We start from the raw sequence: 20,142 nt of genomic DNA on the forward strand, positions 1-20,142 counted from the left end.
GGTCAAGCCGTGAACTAGCCCTCCACGCCGCAGGCGGCGAGGACGAGTTCGCGGACTCGGGCGGCGTCGGCTTGGCCGCGGGTGGCCTTCATGACGTCGCCGACTACCTTGCCGGCGGCCTGGATCTTGCCGGAGCGGATCTTTTCGGCGATGTCGGGGTTGGCGGCGAGGGCCTTTTCGACTTCGGACTGGAGGGCGGAGTCGTCGGAGACCATGCCGAGGCCCTTGGCTTCGACGATGGCGGCGGGTTCGCCTTCGCCGGCGAGGACGTAGTCGACGACCTGCTTGGCTACCTTGTTGTTGATGGTCTTGGCCTCGACCAGGCCCGCGACCTCCGCGACCTGCTTCGGGGTGATGGCGAGGTCTTCGAGCGAAACCTCGTTCTCCTTGGCCTTTTCGGTGAGGTAGGCGACCCACCAGGAGCGGGCGGCGTCCACCGAGGCGCCGGCGTCGACGGTCGCGATGATCAGGTCCAGGGCGCCGGCGTTGACCAGGTCGCGGAAAACCTCGTCGGAGAGGTTCCAGTCGGACTGGATGCGGGCGCGGCGCAGCCACGGGTACTCGGGAATGGTGCCGCGCAGTTCCTCGACCCAGGCGGCGTCGGGGGCGACGGGCTCGAGGTCGGGCTCGGGGAAGTAGCGGTAGTCCTCGGCGGACTCCTTGATACGGCCGGAGGAGGTGGTGCCGTCGGTCTCGTGGAAGTGGCGGGTCTCCATCAGGATCTCGCCGCCCTCGGACAGCACCACGGCCTGCCGCCGCATCTCGAAGCGCACCGCGACCTCGACGCTCTTGAGCGAGTTCACGTTCTTGGTCTCGGTGCGGGTGCCGAGTTCCTTGGCGCCCTTGGGCATCAGGGAGACGTTGACGTCACAGCGCATCGAGCCCTGCTCCATCTTCACGTCGGAGACATCGAGGGACTTGAGCACCTCGCGCAGCGCGGTCACGTACGCACGCGCCACCTCGGGGGCGCGCTCACCGGCACCCTCGATGGTCTTGGTGACGATCTCGATGAGCGGCACGCCCGCGCGGTTGTAGTCGAGCAGCGAGTGCGAGGCGCCGTGGATGCGACCGGTCGCGCCACCGACGTGCAGCGACTTGCCGGTGTCCTCCTCCATGTGGGCGCGCTCGATCTCGACGCGGAAGATCTCGCCGTCATCGAGCACCACATCGAGGTAGCCGTTGGTGGCGATCGGCTCGTCGTACTGGCTGATCTGGTAGTTCTTGGGCTGGTCCGGGTAGAAGTAGTTCTTGCGCGCGAACCGCCCCCACGGGGTGATGGAGCAGTTCAACGCGAGCCCGATGCGGATCGCGGACTCGACGGCCTTCTCGTTCACCACCGGCAACGAACCCGGCAGGCCCAGGCACACGGGGCACACCTGGGTGTTGGGCTCGGCACCGAATTCGGTCGGGCAGCCGCAGAACATCTTGGTCGCGGTACCCAGCTCGACGTGTACCTCCATGCCCAGCACCGGTTCGTACCGGTCGATGACATCGGAGTAGTCCATCAAGTCCACGGTCGCTGCGCTCATGCGCACCATCCTATTAGTGACCGGTCCGACCACCGTCGAGGTGGTCGGACCGGGCGAGCTGTGCAGCCGGACAAGAACAACTGGGCAGCCGGACAAGAACAATCAGTCGATGGCGATGGCCTCCACGATGGGCAACCGCGCCGCGCGCAAGGCGGGCGGGATCGCGCCCAGAAGGGACAGCACGAGCGCGATAACCGCGTACGCCACCAGCAGCGGACTGGCGTGATACGGGATGTCCATGGCGATGGCGTGGCCGAGGGCGAAGGTGGACAGATAGTGCACCGCCGAGCCGACCGCCAGACCCAGCAGCGCACCGGTCACCCCGATGCCCGCCGCCTCGGTGAGCACCGTGCGCAGCAGGAACTTGCGACTCGTGCCCATGGCCCGCAGTACCCCAAGTTCGCGACGGCGGTCGAGCACCGACAGCATCAGGGTGTTGAGCAGGGCGACGGCCGAGACCAGGACCACGATCCAGAGGATGGCGGCGCTGATCGCGGTGCCCTGCTGGACACTCGACGAAATCGCGGTCACCGCTTGCCGTCCGGTATCGACGTGAATGTCGGCGGGCACGGCGGCACGGACGGCGGCCATCACCGCGGCATGATCCGCGCCGGGCGCGAAATCGAGGCCGAGGATCGTCTCACCGGGACGCTGATACCACTGCCGCATGATGTCCAGGTCCATCAGGACCACGCCCGCGATGGCCGAGAAGTACGGCACCACCTTCAGGACCGTGACCTGATGCTCACCGCTCGGAGTCGGCAGGGTCAGCGGCGAGCCCTCGTGCACGCCGAGCGTGCGGGCCACGTCGCGGGAGATGACGATGCCGGTACCGGCGGCCATCTGCGCCAGTTCCGTGGGGCTCACACCGTCGAGTGCCTGGGTGCGCGCAACGGCGACGCCGCTCTCGTAGGCCTGCAGCATCACTCGGCCGCGGCCCAGAGTGGCGAAAGCCATTTGCGCCGAACCGACTCCGGCCACGCCGGGAATGGCGCGCAGTTTGTCCTTCAGATCCGCGGGCAGCAGCGGACCGGTCGGGAACTGTGCCATGTCGGTCGGGCTCACGAAGATATCGGTGCGAGCGAGGCCCTCGAAGCTGTCGGTGGCGGCGGAGACCATATTGCGGCTGGCATTGCCGATGGCCACGATGGCGGTCACCCCGATCATGACGGTCATGACGGTGGCCCAGACCCGGCGCGGGGCGCGTTCGATGGTGGTCGCGCCCAATGCGCCGGGCGCACCGAACAGGCGGGCCACCCCGGCGACGGCGCGCACGATGGGCTCGGTGGCCGCGAAGCACAGGAACACCGCGCCCGCGATGGACAGCGAGACGGCCGTGATGGACAGCTTGCCGAGGTCGGCGCGGGCGACCACGATCGCACCCACCACCAGGATCAGCCCGAGAAGTGCTACGCCCCAGCGCAGCAGCGGCCGCACCTTGTCGGCCGTGCCGACGCCGACCGGGGCCAGCGCCTCGATGGGTGCGACCTTGTACACCTGCCGCGCGGCGATGGCGGCGGCCGCGACGCTGGCCAGCACACACGCCAGGACCGCTACCGGCACCGCGTAGCCGGGCACCTCGTATTCGGTGCGCGACTCCACGGAGTTCATGATCGCGGCGGGCAGCTGGTTGATCGCGGCGCGGCCCATGAAGATTCCGATGATGGACCCGATGATGCCGCCCCACAGCCCGAGCAGCGCGGCCTCGGTGATCAGGTCCCGCACCATCGGTGTGCGCTTGCCGCCCATGGCGCGCAGCAGCGACAGCGTCGGACGGCGTTGCGCCACGGCCATACTCATCGCGTTGTAGATGAGGAACGAGGAGACGATGAGCGCCGATGCCGAGGAGGCGAGCGTCGAATACCGCACCAGCGTGACCGCCCCGCCCGCCTGCGCGGTGCGCAGGTCCGGGTCGGCGACCACGGCGTGACCGTCCACCACCTTCGTGATGTCCGAACGTAGTTGCCCCACATCGGCATTCGGTGCGGCGACGATCTGGATCGAGTCCAGGCGCCCGACCCGGTCGGTGATCTTCTGCGCCACCGGCAGCAGCGCGATCACGATGTGCCCGCCGTTGATCTTGGCGGCGGCCCCGTCGTCGATGACCCCCGCGACGGTCGCGGTGACGGTGCCCAGCTGGAACTTGTCACCTTCCTTGTGCCCCATGGCCGATCCGACCAGCACCCCGTTGGACACCGTGAGCAGCTTGCTCGCCTGACCCTTCAGGGTGCCGCCGAGATCACTGCCCAGCTGCGCCACCGATGCGTCCGCGCCGATCAGCAACGCGCGATTCTCGTCCGCGCCGATGGCCTGCCGCAGCATGGGTACCGCCGTGCCGACCCCGTTCACGGCACGGATCTGTTGCAGCAGAGTCTGATCGAAGCCCGCGTCGGTGACGCCGCTGACCTCCAGCGCCGCATTGCCGCCGAGGCTCTTGGCGAGCTTGTCCACCGAGCCGGTGATGGAGCCGGAGATGCTGAACACCGAAACCAGCAGTCCCGCTGAGACTCCCATCACCACCATGGACATGAGGGTGCGCCCGCGATGGGCGAGGAGTTCGCCGATATTGAACAGCCGTAGCCGATCCCAGGCCGCCCGGATCACGCGCGCACCGCCCCGGCGTCGTCGGCGGTGTCGGTCGCGGTGTCGGTGTCGTCGTCGGTCTCGATGGAGGCGGAGAGCTCCTCCGGCACGGTGCGCACCTCCCCGTCGTCGGCGCGCTCGACCCGGTCGATGGACCCGATTCGCCCGTCGCGCAGGTTGATCACGCGGTCGCAGTAGCGCACCGCACCCATGTCGTGGGTCACCATGACCACGGAGTTGCCCTCCTTGGTGATGTCGGCGAGCAGCTGCAGAATCGAGGCCCCGGTCTTGGAATCCAGGTTGCCGGTGGGCTCGTCGGCCAGGATCAGCGGCGGATCCATGATCAGCGCCCGCGCCACCGCGACCCGCTGCATCTGACCGCCGGACAGCTCGGCCGGACGGTGCTCGGCGCGCTCACTGAGCCCGACCAGGTCCAGCAGTTCCAGCGCGCGCGGCTTGGCCTTGCGCAATCCGGTGCCGTCCAACAGCTTCGGGATGGCGACGTTCTCCCACGCGCTCAGCGTGGGCAGCAGGTTGAAGAACTGGAAGATGAAACCGACCCGGTGCCGCCGGAATTCGGACTGCCGGTCGTCGTCGAGGTCGCCGATCTCCTTGTCCTGGAATCGAATCGATCCCGAATCGGGCGAGTCCAGCGCGCCGAGCAGATGCAGCAGCGTGCTCTTGCCCGAACCGGACGGCCCGACGATGGCGGTGAACTCCCCCGCATCGATGCGCAGGCTGACCCGATCCAGGGCGTGCACGGTCTGCTCGCCCACCCGGTATTCCTTGGTGACGTCGGTCAATTCCAGCATTCTCTGTTCCCCTTTAGCTTGTTACCAGCCGGTATATATCAGCTGGCCAGCGCTCGCGCATGTGGACGGCGGAAATACAGGCCATCGGTGTCGTACGCGTCGAGGATCGCGCGCAGCGCCGGCTGCTCGGCGGCCAGCTCGGCGCGCACCTGCTGCACCGACTTGCCTTGCGCCAGTGCGTGATCCAACTTGACGTTGAAATGGTTGTCCCAACGGTGCCGCAGCGTGAGCAGCAGGCCGGCGGGACCACCGAACAGGCGCTCGAGCTCCGGCAGGCCCTCGAACAATGTGGGATCGGCGGGATTCAGGGGATGTTTGCCGCGTGCGACCCGATCGAGCACGGTGTGCACGATGTCGGTGCGAGCGTGAAAGTCAGCCCAGGACATGGCCCCAACCTCTTCTTCGGTCAGATACTGCGTGGTGCGCCGCGTCTCGTGGCGGGCGCGATTCCGTTGTCCCCAAGCTACGGTCGCCGCCATACCCGTGTCGTCGTGCCGCGGACGCGACTTGACCTCCTACTCCGGTAGGAGAAGCACCCCTGCCGCCGGACGATGTACGCCACCTGATTCGACGGATAGCCTTGCATCATGAACGTGACCGACGCCACCCCCGCGGTGATCGGGCAGGCGTTGCAGGAGTATCTGCGCGAGACCGGTGGCCGGTGTCGGCGCTTCGTGCGCAACCCGATCGGCGAATACCGGAACTGGGTGGAGAACACCGGTTTCGACTATCCGGTGTCGATGGTGGTCCTGGTGGATCTGATGATGATCGCGATCGGCTCGATCGCCTTCGCCCAGCGCATCGCGGCGGGCTACGCCCCGAGCGGCCTGGCGCTGGGGGGACTGGTTCTCATCGCCATCACCGGGCCGCCGTGCGTGCTGCTCAACTTCCCGCCCCGGCCGGTGCTGCTGGCCGTACTGGCCATGGCGGCGGTGGGCCTGTTCCTGACGCAGCCGGTGCCGCTGGATACCGCGCCCTTGGTCCTGATCGTCATCACCGGGGAGATCGCGGCGATCGTGCGGACCCCGGTCGGGACGGCGGTCGCCCTGGCCATGTTCGCCGAGTTGGTCTTCTTCAAATGGTCCGGGCGCATCGACGGATTCACCTGGTTCTCGCTCGGCATCCTGTTCGGCTGGTTCACCGGTCAGCTGCTCAACTATCAGCGGCGGTATCTCTATCAGGAGCGCGACTATCAGCACATTCGCGCGCTGCAGGCGGCCGGTGAGGAGCGGCGGCGCATCGCGCGCGAGGTGCACGACGTCATCGCGCACTCGCTGAGCGTCACGCTGCTGCACGTGACGGCCGCGCGGCACGCCTTGCAGACCGATCGCGATGTGGACGAGGCCGTCGACGCGCTCGGCGATGCCGAGCGGCTGGGCCGCCAGGCCATGGCCGATATCCGCCGCACGGTCGGCCTGCTCGACGGGCATCCGGCGTCGCTGCGCCCCGAGCCCGGCCTCGACGACATCGAGGATCTGGTCTCGGATTTCGTGCGCGCGGGCATGACGATCGATTTCCGCTCCACCGGCGATCCCAGGGAGGTCTCGGCCGGGCTGGGGCTGGCGGCGTACCGGATCTGCCAGGAATCGCTGTCCAATATCGCCAAGCACGCACCCGGCGCGCAGGCACAACTGCGAATCATGCTGCACGCCAGGCACATCGATCTGGCGGTGACTAACACGATGCCGCCCGGGGCGCTGGCGCGGCCTGGCAACGGTATGGGTATCTCGGGGATGCGCCAGCGCCTCGCGGTGCTGGGCGGCACCCTCACCGCGGGCCTCGAGGACGACACCTGGCAGGTCCACGCCCGAATTCCGACCACCGGCCAGTTCCCGTGCCTGGCGGCAGCCGAGCAGGGTCTGCGTTCCGTGCTCACGACGATGACCCACAAGCCCCTGCAGGAGGGTGTGTGACCGACCGTTCGGACGAGGAGTTGATCGGCGTGCTCGTCGTCGACGATCAGGAGCTGGTGCGCGGCGGTCTGCGCCGAATCCTGCGCCGCCGCGACGGATTCCTGATCAGCGAGGCCGCGGACGGCGACGAAGTACCCGCGGCGGTGGACACCCACCGCCCCGATGTGGTGCTGATGGATCTGCGCATGAAACGCATCGGCGGCATCGAGGCCACCCGCACCCTGCGCACCCGTGCCGACGCGCCCCCGGTACTCGTGTTGACCACCTTCGACGACGATCAGCTGCTCTCGGGCGCGATCCGGGCGGGCGCGGCCGGATTCCTTCTCAAGGACTCCCCCGCCGAGGATCTGATCCGCGCGGTACGCACGGTGGCCGGCGGCGGTTCGTGGCTGGATCCGACCGTCACCCCGCGTGTCCTGACGACCTACCGTTCGGCGCGTCCCGCTCCCGCGCCGGGCGGCAATCGCCTGGCCGAGCTGACCGTTCGCGAGCTCGAGGTGCTCGAACTGATCGGCAGAGGCCGCCTCAACGCCGAGATCGCGGGCACACTCGGTATCTCGGAGGTAACGGTGAAGAGCCACGTGGGACATATCTTCGGGAAGCTTGGGTTACGCGACCGTGCGGCGGCCATTGTCTTTGCGTTTGACCACGGCGTAGTGGCACCGGGAGAATCCACCCTCTAGAGGGGTGGGTCGCGGGTTCTCGTCTGCTTCCCTCCCAATGAGTTGGAGGTTTGACGGGGTGGATGCACCGCCATCGCGGGCCGGAAGCAGGTTCGGGCCGTACGAATTGCAGTCGCTGCTGGGCAGAGGCGGCATGGGTGAGGTCTACGAGGCCTACGACACCTCCAAGGATCGGGTGGTAGCCCTCAAGCTGCTGCCGATCGAGCTCGCCGAGGATCCCGCCTACCAGGAACGGTTCCGCCGGGAATCGCAGGCGGCCGCGCGGCTGGCGGAACCGCATATCATCCCGATCCACGACTGGGGTGAGATCGGCGGTCAGCTCTACATCGATATGCGGCTGGTGCGCGGGCGCGATCTGCGTTCGCTGCTGGACACCTTCGGGCCGATGCCGCCGTTGCGCGTGGTCGGGATCATCGAGCAGGTGGCGGCGGCGCTGGACGCGGCGCACTACTCGGGGCTGGTGCACCGGGACGTCAAACCGGCGAACATTCTTGTCACCGAGGCGGATTTCGCCTATCTCGCGGACTTCGGCATCGCGCGCGCCGAGGGTGACGCCACCATCACCATGGCCGGTACGGCGGTCGGCTCCTACGCCTACATGGCCCCCGAGCGGTTCGACGCCGGGCCGGTCTCCGGCCGCGCGGACATCTACTCGCTGGGCTGTGTGCTGCACGAATGCCTCACCGGTGAGCAGCCTTTCCCCTCGCACAATATGAGCGCGCTGGTGCGCGCGCACCTGTCGGAGCCGCCACCGCCGGCGAGCATGCTGCGCGCCGGGATTCCGCCCGCCCTGGACGGCGTGGTGGCGAAGGCGCTGGCGAAGGATCCGAACGCCCGGTTCTTCACCGCGGGCGAATTCGCCCGGGCCGCACGGATGGCACTGGTCGGCGGCCGGACCGCGCCACCGCCGCAGCCGCCGCGTCCGGGTGGCCGGACCGTGCCGCCGGGTCCGCCCCTGGGTCCGCCGTCCTTCGGGCCGCCGACCACGGTGCTGCCGAATCAGGGCATGCCGAATCAGGGAGTTCCGACCGGTCGGAACTCGGAACCGACACTGCTGCCACCCAATTCACCCGTGACACCGCCGCCGGGTCCGCCCGCCGCGCCCCGGCTGACCACCGCCACCGGCTCCATCCCGGCCTTCATCACCGGTTCGTTCCCGGCGGTCGAGGAGCCCTCCCCCACCGGTGATCTGCCGGTGATCCTGCCCTCGGATCCGACCCGGGTGCGGGTCAGCGACTTCCACTTCACCCCGCTGCCGCCCGAGGCGCAGGAGCATGCGGCCTGGGGGCACGCGCGGGCGAACCAGCAGGACTTTCCCTACGCTCCGGCACCGGATCCCGCGCTCTACCCGACCGCGGAGCACGCCATCGTCTCGGGCCCGACGTTCGAGCCGCGCAAGCGCCGCCGGGGCAAGTCGGTGGCACTGCCGGTGATCATCGGCGTGCTGGTGATCGCGGTGGCCGCCATCGCCGGTGCGGTGGGCTGGCAAGTCCTCGACGGCTCCGGCAACGAAGCACCCATATCGACGGCAGCACAGGGTGTTCCGGGGACCACCGCGCCGCGCTCGCAATCCGCGGGCCCGACGGTGACCACCACGACTCCCACCACGGTGCAGTTGCCGGCGGGAGCGACACCCTGTCCACCGGCGTACGGGGCGCTCGGCGGATACACCACCTCCGCGGTCGGAAACACCGGGACGTCATGTCCTTTCGCGGAAGTGGTTCGCCAAGCCTATGCCGACGCGACTTCTGGTCGGCCCGGCGCGGCGGTTAGTGTGAATGCAGTAAGCCCGGTGACGGGCCGTTCTTACACGATGAACTGCACTGCTGCAGGCAAATTGGTGACCTGCAGCGGTGGCGATAACGCGGTGGTGTATGTCTACTGATCCGATTCCGGCCTGTCGCAAGGGGTTTGTGCGCGGGCTGGCCTTGGCGGCCGTCCTGGCCATGTCCGGCTGCAGCATGAATCTCGGTGCGGCACATCACGCTTCGGCGCATGCCGATGAGATCAAGCCGGTCGGCGACAGCTCCGAACTGCCGTCCCCGAATATGGCCGCGCCCGATTTGCCGGAACTGTTCGGGCTGCCGAAATCCGTCGCCTTCGCAGCCGATTTCGCCGATCTACGCACCGCGCTCGACGGCCGGGTCGGCGTGGCCGTCATGCCCGTCGGCGGCGGCGACGTGACCCAGCTCGGCGACTGGACCACCGGCATCGCCTGGTCCACCATCAAGGTCCCGCTGGCGCTGGCCGCGCTGCGGCACGACCCGACCGGTATGCGCTCCACCGCCGAGGCCGCCATCACCTTCTCCGACAACGATGCGGCACAGCAACTCTGGACCTCGCTGGGCAATGGCAGCCAGGCCGCCGACGCGGTCGAGGCGGTGCTGCGCGAGGCCGGGGACACCAGCACCGATGTCGCCGCCCGCCACACCAAACTGGCCGCCCTGGAATCCGATGATCTGCTCGCCTTCGGCGCGACCGACTGGTCGCTGGCCGACCAGGTGCACTTCGCCTCCAAGCTGCCGTGCCTGCCGCGCGCCAATTCCGTTGTCTCGCTGATGAGCGAGATCACCCCCAGCCAGAGCTGGGGTCTGGGCCGGTTGATCGGCGCCGAATTCAAGGGCGGCTGGGGTCCCGACGACGACACCGGCAAATACACCGTCCGCCAATTCGGCCTGATCCCCACGCTGAACGGACCGGTGGCGGTCGCGCTGGCCGCCGAACCCACCTCCGGAAGCTTCGACGACGCCACCGACATGATGGACAAACTGGCCCTGCTGGTCGGCGACCATCTGCCCGACCTACGCGGCGGACTCTGCTCGCACTAGCCCCAATAACCCTCCTGGCCAGCGTATTTGCCCGGTGTCAGCGCGGCACACAACAATCCTTGCGATTGACGGGCATAGGTGTGTCCGCTAGGAACAGGGAACGCACCGGCACCCGGGGCAGATGGAGGTTCGGTGTGAAAACGCGTTGGCGCGGACGACGGTTCGCGCACGGGTACGTCGCACTGACCTCGCTGGTCGCGGCGCTGACACTGGTGGCCGGATGCACGAGCAAGCCGGTTCTGGTGCCGGACAAGACATCTACCGCGACCGCGCCGACCAACACCATCCCGGCCACGGTGATGGCCCTGCCCGGCACGCTGGCCTGGGATTTCACCAATACGCTGCAGCAGACACTGCCGGGCAAGGTGGGCTTGGCGGTGCTGCCGGTCGGCGGCGACAAGGTGGTGGCGCTCGGGGATTGGACCTCGGGGCCCGGCTGGTCGACCATGAAGGTCCCGTTGACGCTGGCCGCGCTGCGCAAGAATCCGGGCAATCAGGTGGCCGCCGTCAATGCCATCGAGTACTCCGACAACACCGCGGCCGACACCCTCTGGCAGTCCCTCGGCAGTCCGGAGGCGGCGGCCCAGGCCGTGCAGGACGTGCTGCGTGAGGGTGGTGACGGTGAGACCACCGTGCCCGCCGCCCGGACCCGGCCCGACTATTCCGCCTTCGGTCAGGCCGACTGGTCGCTGGCCAATCAGCTGAAATTCACCGCGAAACTGCCGTGCCTGCCGCAATCCGACGTGGTGACCTCGCTGATGGGCAAGATCAGCTCGGGCCAGCGCTGGGGGCTGGGCACCCTCGACGGCGCGGTCTTCAAGGGCGGCTGGGGACCCGATCCCAGCGGCAACTACCTGGTCAGGCAGCTGGGACTGCTCCCCGTCGCGGGCGGGCAGATCGCCATTGCCATTGCCACCCAGCCCAATTCCGGCTCGTTCGACGACGGCACCGCCATCCTCACCAAAATCGCCACGCTGATCGGCAAACACCTCGACGAGCTCCAGGGCGCGGGCTGCCCCGCCGGCTAGCGGAAAGTCGATCCGGCCGAGTAGTTGTAACCGGCGCTTCACGGGGGTGGAGCCCACCGAGCGCGGCGTTCAGGGCAAGATGGGCATCATGCGCATCGGAGTCTTGACCGGAGGCGGAGACTGCCCAGGTCTGAATGCCGTGATCCGTGCTGTCGTTCGTACCGCGAACGGCCGCTGGGGGGATGCGATCGTCGGCTTCCAGGACGGGTGGCGAGGGCTACTCGAGGATCGCAAGATCCAGATCCTCAACAATGACCGCACCGACCGCCTGCTCACCAAGGGCGGCACCATCCTCGGCACCGCCCGCACCAATCCGGATGTGCTGCGCGCCGGGCTGCCCCGCATCAAGCAGACCCTCGACGACAACGGCATCGACGCGCTCATCCCGATCGGCGGCGAGGGCACGCTGACGGCCGCCTCCTGGCTGGCCGACGAGGGCGTGCCCGTGGTGGGCGTGCCCAAGACCATCGACAACGACATCGACTGCACCGACACCACCTTCGGCCACGACACCGCGGTCGCCATCGCCACCGAGGCCATCGACCGGCTGCACACCACCGCGGAATCGCATCAGCGCGTCATGCTCGTCGAGGTGATGGGGCGGCACGCCGGCTGGATCGCCATCAACTCCGGCATCGCCTCCGGTGCGCACCTGACCCTGGTGCCCGAGGTGCCGTTCGACGTGGACGAGGTCTGTGCCATGGTGAAACGGCGCTTCCAGCGCGGGGATTCGCACTTCATCTGTGTGGTAGCCGAGGGCGCGCACCCGGACCCGAGCTCCTTCAGCCTGCGCGACGGCGGCATCGACGAGTTCGGGCATGTCCGATTCACCGGTGTGGCACAGCAATTGGCGCCGGAGATCGAGCGCCGGATCGGCAAGGAAGTCCGCGTCACCGTGCTCGGCCACGTGCAGCGCGGCGGCACCCCGACTCCGTTCGACCGGGTGCTGGCAACGCGTTTCGGCGTGCACGCGGCAGAAGCCGTACATGCCGGGCAATTCGGACAAATGGTGTCGCTGAAAGGCAGCGAGATCGAACTGGTCCCGCTCTCGGAAGCGACCAAGCAGCTCAAGCTGGTCCCGCCGGACCGCTACCGGGAGGCCGCCGCCTTCTTCGGCTGAGCCGGAACAGCCTGCTCTGCACGACTACACGGCCCTCGCTCCTCGGAGCGGGGGCCGTTCTCGTTGCGCGGGAAGGCCCGCCGCGCGCTCAGTCCTCGCGGTGCTGGGCGTAGTGCCGCGCCGCGCGGGCGCGATTGCCGCAGGCGACCGAGCACCACTCCTGGCGCGGATGCGACTTCAGGAAGTAGCGGACACAGCGCGGGGCGGGGCAGGTGCGGATCTGGGATGCCACCGGGCCGGTGAAGAACTCGACCGTGGCGTCGGCCAAGCCCGCCATGACCGTGTCGAGATCGTCGGCGGTGAGCACCCTTTCGAGGGTGCGGGGGCCGCTGCGGCCCCAGCCGAGCAGGCGCTGGGTGGGGGCGGTGGCGTTGTTGAGGGCGGTCAGGGCTTCGGGGAACGGCGGTAGTACGGCCGCGTCCGCGGAGCTGGGCGGCTGGGGCGACACGTATTCCGCGAAGACCGCGCGGACGTTCTGGCGCAGTTCGACCAGGGCGGCGCGGTCGGCCTCGCTGGGTAGGTAGTCGTCGAGATCCATGCGGGTGCCGAGGTGGGCGGCGTTGGTCTGCAACCACTCCCGCGTGGACTCGGGGGTCGCGAAGGCATCGGTCAGGCCAGAGCTGGTGGCGCGGATGGTGTTTGCCAAACGGAGTGCCAAGGGATCGACCATGCCCCCGATTCTAACGGGTATTGATTTCCAGGTCCATTATGTTCTAACGTGTGGATACAAGATCTTCCGTTAGATCGACCGGTTAGCCGTTAGAAGGATGAGGCCCGAGATGATCACTCCCGTCGAGAACGCACCCCTGCTGGACGAGGTCCGCAAGCGCATGGGCCGGGTGCCGAACATGACCAAGGTGATGGCGAATTCGTCCGCGGTACTGGAGGGTTACCTCGGACTGTCCGGCGCGCTGAAGAAGGGCACACTGCCCGCCCCGACCTCGGAACGCATCGCGCTGACCGTCGGCGCGGCCAATGACTGCGGCTACTGCGTCGCCGCGCACACCTTCACCGGCAAGCGGGTCGCCAAGCTCAGTGACGCCGAGGTGGAGGCCGCCAAGACGGGCACCTCCGAGGACCCGAAAGAAGCAGCGGCCGTGGCCTTCGCCCGGGAACTGACCGAGAGCCGCGGCAAGGCCGATCCGGCCGGCGCGCTGGCCGCCGGCTGGACGCAGGAGCAGGTGCTCGAAATCGTCGCCCTGGTCGCCCTGCAGACCCTGACCAACTACGTCAACAAGGTCGGCGAGACCGAGAACGACTGGCCCGCCGCCTGATCCGTCCACCCATCGACAGTCACCAACACTTTTGAAGAAGGTCGAAAATCATGAACGCCGTCCGGACCGTCAGCCCCCAGCCCGCGCAGGTCCTGAACGCCCTGCTGCACAACGGCATCGTCATCCGCGCCCTGGCGCTGGCCCTGGCCACCATCGTCCTGCTGACCCTGCACCACCCGACCTGGATCCCGTACTCGGTGAGCCTGTACGCGATCTGGAACGCCGCCGCACTGACCGTGAACTCGGCCCGTGCCGCCCGTTCGGCCTGATGATCACACGCTCGGGGCGATCGACGGACCGTATATGTTCCCAACGGAATTGCACTCACGGCGCAGTAGATTCTACTGTGAGGTCACGAGTGCATCCGTGAGAAAGTGAAGGCCCTGTGACCGCTCCGAGCGCGACCGTCCCGGTTTCCGAGATCGAATTGATCGACCGGATCGAAACCGATCGCGTCGCAGTCGAGAGCACCGGCCGCCTGCGGGTGCTGCGCAGTCTGCTGCGCAACTGGACCGTCCTGCGCGCGGTGACGCTCGCCGCCGCCACGGTCACCCTGCTGATCCTGCGTCACCCGACCTGGGTCCCCTTCGCGGTCAGCGCGTACGCCATCTCCAACGCCACCGCGATCACCTTCGGCGCGGCCCGCACCGCCTGATTTCAGTTGTCGAAGTGACCGGCCGCGAGGGCGGTGGTGAAGCGGTCCCAGTCGGCGGGCGGGAAGATCAGCGCCGGGCCGGTGGGGTTCTTGCTGTCGCGGACTCCGACACCGCTGGATAGGAAGGCGATCTCCACGCATTCCTTGGCGCCGGTGCTGCGAATGCTCTTGAACCACCGGACGCCGGGTTCGACGGTCACGTCGCGTACTCCTTCGCTGCCCTCCGCAGGAGGTCTCTGCTGGTCGTCTCGTCCAGCGCGGCGCGCTGAATCGCTTGGTATGCCTCGCGATACCGGTCCACCGCGGCCTGCTTCTCCAGGTAGAGGTCGCCGAGGAAGTTCTCCAGATAGACGATCGTGGGTTCGACCGGTCGGTTTCCAGCGTCGCGGCCGAATTCCAGGATCACGAACGGGCCGACGGTGTGGCCGATCGGCACGCCCGCCGAGAAGGGTAGTACACGAACAGCGATCGACGGCAGTGTCGACATGTCCGCCACGCGCCGCAGTTGCGCGGCCATCACGCGCGGGCCGCCGACAACGCGACGTAATGCGGTTTCATGCACCACGACGTCGAAAGTGGCGGGACTTCGCTTGCGCGTCAAGAGGCTTTGACGACGGGTCTTCAACTGCACTCGACGGTCGAGTTGGTCGAGTGCAGCATCCGGCCAGTAATCATTGATCAGCACGCGTGCGTACTCCGCGGTCTGCAGCAGACCGGGGATGATCTCCGGCTGGTAGGAGATGAGGGCGCGGGCCGAAGCCTCCAGGCCCACATACACATTGAAACCTTCGGGGATCAGATCGTCGTATTCGTGCCACCAGGACTTGACGCTGGCCTGTTGCGCGAGACCGGTGAGCGCCGAACTGAACTCGTCGTCGAAGTCGTAGATGCGGCACAACTCCCGGACATCGAGGACCCGGATCTTCTCCGCGTTACCGGTTTCGAGTCGTTGCAGCTTGGACTCGCTCCACTCCATCAGCGCCGCGGCCTCGGCGATCGTCAGATTGACCTGCATCCGGCCTTCGCGCAGGTATCGCCCCAGCTGACGCCTCGGCAATGTCGAACCATGCTCGGACATCGAATCCTCCCCCACGAAGGCGGTTTTCGGTCACTGCGAATGATGCTCCCACGCGATATGAATGCTGACCTGGAGCTTTCGCAAAGTTTCCCACCGCACCGAGGCTTCGATTGTCGGTTCGCCCAAACGGTGCTGGACTGGAGTCGCGCCCGGTGAGAACCGGAGCCCTGATATCTCTGGACCCACTCGTCCCCGAGCCGGGCGCACCCCCACCACCGATACCGGCGTGGCGGAACCCGAATCCCGTTACTCTGTCTGGAGGCCCGGCGCATGTGCGCCGCATGCCGAGCACCAGCGCCGGACCGCGACTTGTTCAGCCCCCTGCGCTGCACCGGTGACCGCCATGATGTATCTGTTCGACTGCACGATGGACCCCGGCGACCTGGCTCTCCACCAGGCCCATCAGGCCATGCAGATTCACAAGTTCTGCACCGTGAACAACTGTCTGGTCCGTCGGCGGGCGCGCCAAATCCTGGTCGACAGAGGACAAATGGTCTTGGGCCCTCGAGCCACCCACAGCCCGTCCTTCGACACCCGGATGTGAACCGCGGCGGATCCGGCTATTCATTCTCCTATGGCCGAGATGCGATCGGTTATTTGATCGCCGATCGTGCGCTCACCTAGTTTCGGTGCTGCCCAGCGCAATTCGATCGAGGAGAATGTCATGACCAAGAAGGTTCTTTTCGCCCTGACCAGCCACCGAGAACTGGGTAACACCGGCCGCACGACGGGTTTCTACGTCCCCGAAGTCGCCCATCCGGCGGCGGTTTTCAGCGCTGCGGGCTATGAAATCTCGTATGTCTCCGTCGCCGGTGGCGCGGCCCCGCAGGACGGCGTGAACGCCGACGACGAGATCGTGACGGCATTCCTGGCCGATCCCGCGACCCGGCAGGCGCTGGCCACCACGCCGACCCCGGCCCAACTGACCGCCACGGACTACGACGTCCTCTACTTCGCGGGCGGCCACGGCACCATGTGGGACTTCCCCGACGCGAAGGAGCTCGCCGAACTGGCCGCCGCCGTCTACGACAACGGCGGTGTGGTCGCCGCTGTCTGCCACGGACCGGCCGGGCTGGTGAACATCCGCCTGCGGGACGGCTCCTATCTGGTTGCGGACAAGCAGGTTTCGTCGTTCACCAATGACGAGGAGGCCGCGGTGGGACTCACCGAGGTGGTGCCTTTCCTGCTGCAGGACAAGCTGGTCGAGCGCGGCGGCCGGCACACCGGGGCGCCGAATTTCGCCGAGCACGCGGTGGCCGATCGCCGTCTGGTCACCGGGCAGAATCCGGCCTCGGCCAAGCGGGTGGCCGAGCTCGCGCTCGAGGAACTGGCCGACGCCTGAGCGTTGTCAGGACCACAGCCGGCCCTTCGACAGCAGATGCCCGTGCAGCAGGCGGAGGTCGGCGGGCAGCTGTGCTTCGCGCCGCACCGCGAGATAAAAGGTATTGATCGGCGGTACTTCGGGATTCAGCAATGCCACGATCTCGCCGCGTGCGATCTCCTCGGTGCACAAATAGGTCGGCAGCACCGAAATTCCGGCGGAGGATTTCACTGCGGCGAGCACACCGCGAAGATCCGGAACGACGATTGCCGGCACTTTCACCGGCTCGGTCTCGAATACCGTCCGCCAATAGCGCCGGATGATCGGAAACGACTCGGCATAACTGACCATCGGGAATTCGGCCAGTGCCGCCGGACCGTCGGTCTCGAGCACCGAGGGGCCGATCCGCTCCGCCAACTCCGGCGAGGCGACGAGCACGAACTCCTCATCGCCGAGCGGTGTCGCCTCGATAGCGCGGTCCCGCGGCCGGATGGTGGACAACACCAGATCCAGCTCACCGTCCCGCAATTGCCGCAGCAGGTCGTCGGCGAGGCCGAAGACGAACCGGAACTGGAATCCTTCGGGGACCAGATCGCTCAGCGCCGGAATCACCCGGGCCGTCATCAACTCCACCGGGCCGCCCACACACAGCGGGCGGCTCGGAATCTCACCGCCCCCGAACGCCTGATCCACCGCCGAGCTCAGCGCGTCGATCGGTCCCTGGATCTGCCGCAGCAGCCGATCGGCGGCCGCGGTCGGTTGCGCACCGTTGCGCACCCGATCGAACAACGCCCGCCCCACCTGCTTTTCGAGATTGCGGATGTGATGGGTGACCGCCGGCTGCGACATCCCCAGCTGCTGCGCCGCCTTCGTGAACGACCCCACCCGATAGACAACAACGAAGGTCCGCAGCCAGTTGAGCTGTACGGTCAACCCGCGACCACCAGAACCGCGACCACCACCAACAACACCAGCGCCACCACCGCCAGCCCCAGCACCAACAACGCCGTCACCTGCGACGCCTCCGCCCGCTGCGACCTCGGAACCAGCCCCGGCCGAACCGAATTCGGCCCGAACGGCCCCGGCGCGCCATACCCGGGCCCACCCGGCATCCCCGGGCCACCCGGGGCGACAGCCCCCGCCGGTGCAGCGCCCCCGTACATCCCGTACTCCGGCTCAGCGCCCGGCGCACCGACACCCGTCGCCCCTTCGCCGGCTGTGCCCCCGGCTGCCTCGGATGTCTCGGCCACCGAGGGCGTTTCGGCCACCATCGAGGCGGAGTTCACCTCGCCGATCGGACCCACCGATCCCGAGCCACTCGTCGGCACGAACGCCCCGGACTCCGGATGCCGCGTCGCCGCACCCGAATATCCCTCCGCCTCAGCGGACTCCGAGGCCGCCGCACGGTCACCCGCGCCCTGCACCCCGGCAGCTCCGGCTGACTCGCCCGTGCGGGTGGCGTCCGCGGCCGTCGTCTGCACCGCGTTCGCCGGCTCGCCGGCCCGCGTCCCGGTATCGGCAACTCCCGCCGAATTCGGCACGACCACATCCGATGCCGAGCCCGCATCGCCCGAAGGTGCGGCGGTGGTGGGCGCATTCGTCGCGGGCGGCGTTGTCAGTGCGGTCGACGGCTCCGCCACGAGCTCGTCGAATCCGGGCGACCCGGGTAATCCATCCCTACGCGGGGACGAATCAGGCTCTCCTGCCGCCGAACTCGTGGCGGTGCGACGGGCGGCATCGGGTGCCGCGGCTCCTGACGTTCCGGCTTCCGGGTCAGCGGTCACACCCGCGGCGGGCTGTGACAAGGTCTCGGTGCTCTGCCCGGCGACATCCTCTTGTGGGTCGGTGGGAACCACCGGTTGCGCGACCACATCGGTCGGCCGCAGCGATGCGTCGTCGGCCGGGGCAGACGTACCCGGGACGGAGCCTGGCGCCGAGGCGGCGGGCTGCGAGGGGGCTGCGGGCAACTGTTGCTGGGGCGCAGGCATGTTGGGTGAGGGGGCGTCCGCGGGATTGGGGCGGACGGTCGGTCCGGAACTGACGCGTTCGGTGGACTGTTCCGCGGAGTGGGGAACCCAGGCCGGGGCGGGATAGCCGGGTACGCCACCCGCGGGATGCGGGGCGGGCGGGGCTGCGGGCTGCGGGGGCACCGGGTATCCGGGCGCGGCGGGCGCATTCGATTGCGGTTGGGGTACAGGGTAATTGGGTGCTGGTACCGGATTCGCCTGCTGCGGGGGCACGACGGCGGGCTGCGGCGGAGCGGGGTACGCGGCGGGTTGTTGCGGAGGCCCGGCCGGTTGCTGGGCAGGAGCCGCCGGGTAGCCCTGCGGTGGGGGCGGGTAGGCGGCCGGGTAGGGCGGGGCCGGGTAGTTGGGTTGGGGGGCCGCCGGATTGGGGTAGGCGGCGCGCTGGTGTACGGGGTGTTGGGCGGGTGGGCCGGAGAGGGCGGTGCGGGCGGCCTTGGCGAAGGCGGTGCAGGTGGGGAAGCGGTCGGCGGGGCGTTTGGCCATGGCCTTGGTGAGGACGGCGTCCATGGCCGGGGAGAGGCCGGGGCGGCGGAGACTGACCGGGGGTGGAAGGAGTTGGAGATGGCCGCGGATGAGTTCGGCGGGGTGCGGGGAGTCGTAGGGGCCCATGCCGATCAACAGCCAGTAGAGGGCGCAGGCCAGAGAGTACTGGTCGGTGGTCGGGTCCAGCGGCGCGCCCGTCATCTGTTCCGGGGAGGCGTAGGCCAGGGTGGCGGTGAACATGCCCGCCTGGGTCAGATGGGTGGAGTCCTCGCGCAGGCGGGCGATGCCGAAGTCGGTGAGGAACACGCGTTCACCGTGACCGGCGACGGCGCGGGCCAGAATGATGTTGGCGGGCTTGACGTCCCGGTGCAGCACGCCCATGCCGTGCGCGTAATCCAGTGCGCTGGCGACACCTTCGATCACCTGCACCGCACGCTCCGGTGGCAGGGTCGCGACATTGATACCGGCCGCGTCGACCCCGTCCACATACTGCATGGAGATCCACAGCATGTCGCTCTCGGTGCCGCGGTCGTACACCTCGACGATATTGGGGTGGTCCAGGCGCGCGACCAGATCCGCCTCGCGTTCGAACCGCGCCCGGATCTCCCTGTCCGCGTACAGTTCCCGATTCAGTAGCTTGAGCGCCGTCAACTTGCCCAGCCGGGGGTGGCGGGCCAGATAGACCGAGCCCATCCCACCCTGTCCGAGCAGCCGTTCGATGGTGAACCCGGCGAACACGTCACCACTGTTCAGCACTGTTCACGACCCCCTTCCGGTGACGTACAAGTCCGTGAGCCTACCCGCCGAA

Annotated in this window: 20 protein-coding genes; 11 read left to right on the forward strand and 9 right to left on the reverse strand. The window is 68.1% G+C overall.

Annotated elements, in window-relative coordinates; genetic code table 11:
- Nucleotides 1-14 precede the first annotated feature (14 nt).
- From gatB to ACFXHA_RS37365, 4 genes are all read right to left on the reverse strand, one after another.
- On the reverse strand, nt 15-1,529 hold the full coding sequence (gatB, locus tag ACFXHA_RS37350) for an Asp-tRNA(Asn)/Glu-tRNA(Gln) amidotransferase subunit GatB (protein WP_379364719.1): 1,515 nt from the start codon (nt 1,527-1,529) through the stop codon (nt 15-17).
- 102 nt (nt 1,530-1,631) lie between these two features.
- The gene (locus ACFXHA_RS37355; protein ID WP_379364721.1) at nt 1,632-4,133 is read right to left on the reverse strand and encodes an FtsX-like permease family protein; all 2,502 of its coding nucleotides are present in this window, start codon (nt 4,131-4,133) and stop codon (nt 1,632-1,634) included.
- Nucleotides 4,130-4,924, reverse strand: a complete 795-nt coding sequence (locus tag ACFXHA_RS37360; RefSeq protein WP_379364723.1) for an ABC transporter ATP-binding protein — start codon at nt 4,922-4,924, stop codon at nt 4,130-4,132. Before ACFXHA_RS37360 ends, ACFXHA_RS37355 begins: the two co-directional genes overlap by 4 nt.
- Before the next feature lie 38 nt (nt 4,925-4,962).
- Nucleotides 4,963-5,310 carry a hypothetical protein gene (locus tag ACFXHA_RS37365; protein WP_379364725.1) on the reverse strand — a complete coding sequence of 116 codons (348 nt, stop codon included), beginning with the start codon at nt 5,308-5,310 and terminating at the stop codon, nt 4,963-4,965.
- Nucleotides 5,311-5,511: 201 nt separating this feature from the next.
- On the opposite strand from ACFXHA_RS37365, the gene ACFXHA_RS37370 reads away from it, so the two are divergent.
- The 6 genes from ACFXHA_RS37370 (at nt 5,512) to ACFXHA_RS37395 (ending at nt 12,496) form a co-directional block, all read left to right on the forward strand.
- Nucleotides 5,512-6,837: a sensor histidine kinase gene (locus ACFXHA_RS37370; RefSeq protein WP_379364727.1), complete on the forward strand. Its 1,326-nt coding sequence runs from the start codon at nt 5,512-5,514 to the stop codon at nt 6,835-6,837.
- 29 nt (nt 6,838-6,866) lie between these two features.
- Complete coding sequence (locus ACFXHA_RS37375) at nt 6,867-7,520, forward strand: response regulator (RefSeq protein WP_379364837.1); 654 nt, start codon at nt 6,867-6,869, stop codon at nt 7,518-7,520.
- 58 nt (nt 7,521-7,578) lie between these two features.
- Complete coding sequence (locus ACFXHA_RS37380) at nt 7,579-9,405, forward strand: serine/threonine-protein kinase (protein WP_379364729.1); 1,827 nt, start codon at nt 7,579-7,581, stop codon at nt 9,403-9,405.
- Entirely contained in the window at nt 9,395-10,348 is a 954-nt protein-coding gene (locus ACFXHA_RS37385; protein ID WP_379364730.1) for a hypothetical protein, read from the forward strand. Before ACFXHA_RS37380 ends, ACFXHA_RS37385 begins: the two co-directional genes overlap by 11 nt.
- A 134-nt stretch (nt 10,349-10,482) precedes the next feature.
- Nucleotides 10,483-11,376, forward strand: a complete 894-nt coding sequence (locus ACFXHA_RS37390) for a hypothetical protein (protein WP_379364732.1) — start codon at nt 10,483-10,485, stop codon at nt 11,374-11,376.
- An 88-nt stretch (nt 11,377-11,464) separates the two neighbouring features.
- On the forward strand, nt 11,465-12,496 hold the full coding sequence (locus ACFXHA_RS37395) for an ATP-dependent 6-phosphofructokinase (RefSeq protein WP_379364734.1): 1,032 nt from the start codon (nt 11,465-11,467) through the stop codon (nt 12,494-12,496).
- 88 nt (nt 12,497-12,584) lie between these two features.
- Here ACFXHA_RS37395 and ACFXHA_RS37400 read toward each other — a convergent pair whose 3' ends face one another.
- Nucleotides 12,585-13,166, reverse strand: a complete 582-nt coding sequence (locus ACFXHA_RS37400) for a CGNR zinc finger domain-containing protein (protein WP_379364736.1) — start codon at nt 13,164-13,166, stop codon at nt 12,585-12,587.
- Nucleotides 13,167-13,275: 109 nt separating this feature from the next.
- Between ACFXHA_RS37400 and ACFXHA_RS37405 the strand changes: the two genes are divergently transcribed.
- From ACFXHA_RS37405 to ACFXHA_RS37415, 3 genes are all read left to right on the forward strand, one after another.
- Nucleotides 13,276-13,770 (forward strand): carboxymuconolactone decarboxylase family protein, encoded by a 495-nt coding sequence (locus ACFXHA_RS37405; protein WP_379364737.1) that lies wholly within the window; start codon nt 13,276-13,278, stop codon nt 13,768-13,770.
- A 50-nt stretch (nt 13,771-13,820) separates the two neighbouring features.
- Complete coding sequence (locus ACFXHA_RS37410; RefSeq protein WP_379364739.1) at nt 13,821-14,039, forward strand: hypothetical protein; 219 nt, start codon at nt 13,821-13,823, stop codon at nt 14,037-14,039.
- 116 nt (nt 14,040-14,155) lie between these two features.
- Nucleotides 14,156-14,425, forward strand: coding sequence for a hypothetical protein (locus tag ACFXHA_RS37415; RefSeq protein ID WP_379364741.1), 270 nt, complete (start codon nt 14,156-14,158; stop codon nt 14,423-14,425).
- 2 nt (nt 14,426-14,427) lie between these two features.
- Here ACFXHA_RS37415 and ACFXHA_RS37420 read toward each other — a convergent pair whose 3' ends face one another.
- Together ACFXHA_RS37420 and ACFXHA_RS37425 are read right to left on the reverse strand one after the other, a co-directional pair.
- Complete coding sequence (locus ACFXHA_RS37420; protein WP_379364743.1) at nt 14,428-14,625, reverse strand: DUF397 domain-containing protein; 198 nt, start codon at nt 14,623-14,625, stop codon at nt 14,428-14,430.
- A complete protein-coding gene (locus tag ACFXHA_RS37425; protein WP_379364745.1) occupies nt 14,622-15,503 on the reverse strand; it encodes a helix-turn-helix domain-containing protein in 882 nt (293 codons plus the stop codon). Before ACFXHA_RS37425 ends, ACFXHA_RS37420 begins: the two co-directional genes overlap by 4 nt.
- Nucleotides 15,504-15,837: 334 nt before the next feature.
- Between ACFXHA_RS37425 and ACFXHA_RS37430 the strand changes: the two genes are divergently transcribed.
- Together ACFXHA_RS37430 and ACFXHA_RS37435 are read left to right on the forward strand one after the other, a co-directional pair.
- Nucleotides 15,838-16,047 carry a hypothetical protein gene (locus tag ACFXHA_RS37430; RefSeq protein WP_379364747.1) on the forward strand — a complete coding sequence of 70 codons (210 nt, stop codon included), beginning with the start codon at nt 15,838-15,840 and terminating at the stop codon, nt 16,045-16,047.
- 120 nt (nt 16,048-16,167) lie between these two features.
- On the forward strand, nt 16,168-16,845 hold the full coding sequence (locus ACFXHA_RS37435; RefSeq protein ID WP_379364749.1) for a type 1 glutamine amidotransferase domain-containing protein: 678 nt from the start codon (nt 16,168-16,170) through the stop codon (nt 16,843-16,845).
- Between the two features lie 6 nt (nt 16,846-16,851).
- On the opposite strand, the gene ACFXHA_RS37440 is transcribed toward ACFXHA_RS37435, so the two are convergent.
- Nucleotides 16,852-17,757, reverse strand: a complete 906-nt coding sequence (locus ACFXHA_RS37440) for a LysR family transcriptional regulator (RefSeq protein WP_379364751.1) — start codon at nt 17,755-17,757, stop codon at nt 16,852-16,854.
- Nucleotides 17,754-20,090: a protein kinase gene (locus tag ACFXHA_RS37445; RefSeq protein WP_379364753.1), complete on the reverse strand. Its 2,337-nt coding sequence runs from the start codon at nt 20,088-20,090 to the stop codon at nt 17,754-17,756. The genes ACFXHA_RS37440 and ACFXHA_RS37445 overlap by 4 nt, the downstream gene beginning before the upstream one ends.
- Nucleotides 20,091-20,142 lie beyond the last annotated feature (52 nt).

This window comes from Nocardia sp. NPDC059240, from assembly GCF_042753865.1.
Taxonomy (GTDB): Bacteria; Actinomycetota; Actinomycetes; order Mycobacteriales; family Mycobacteriaceae; genus Nocardia.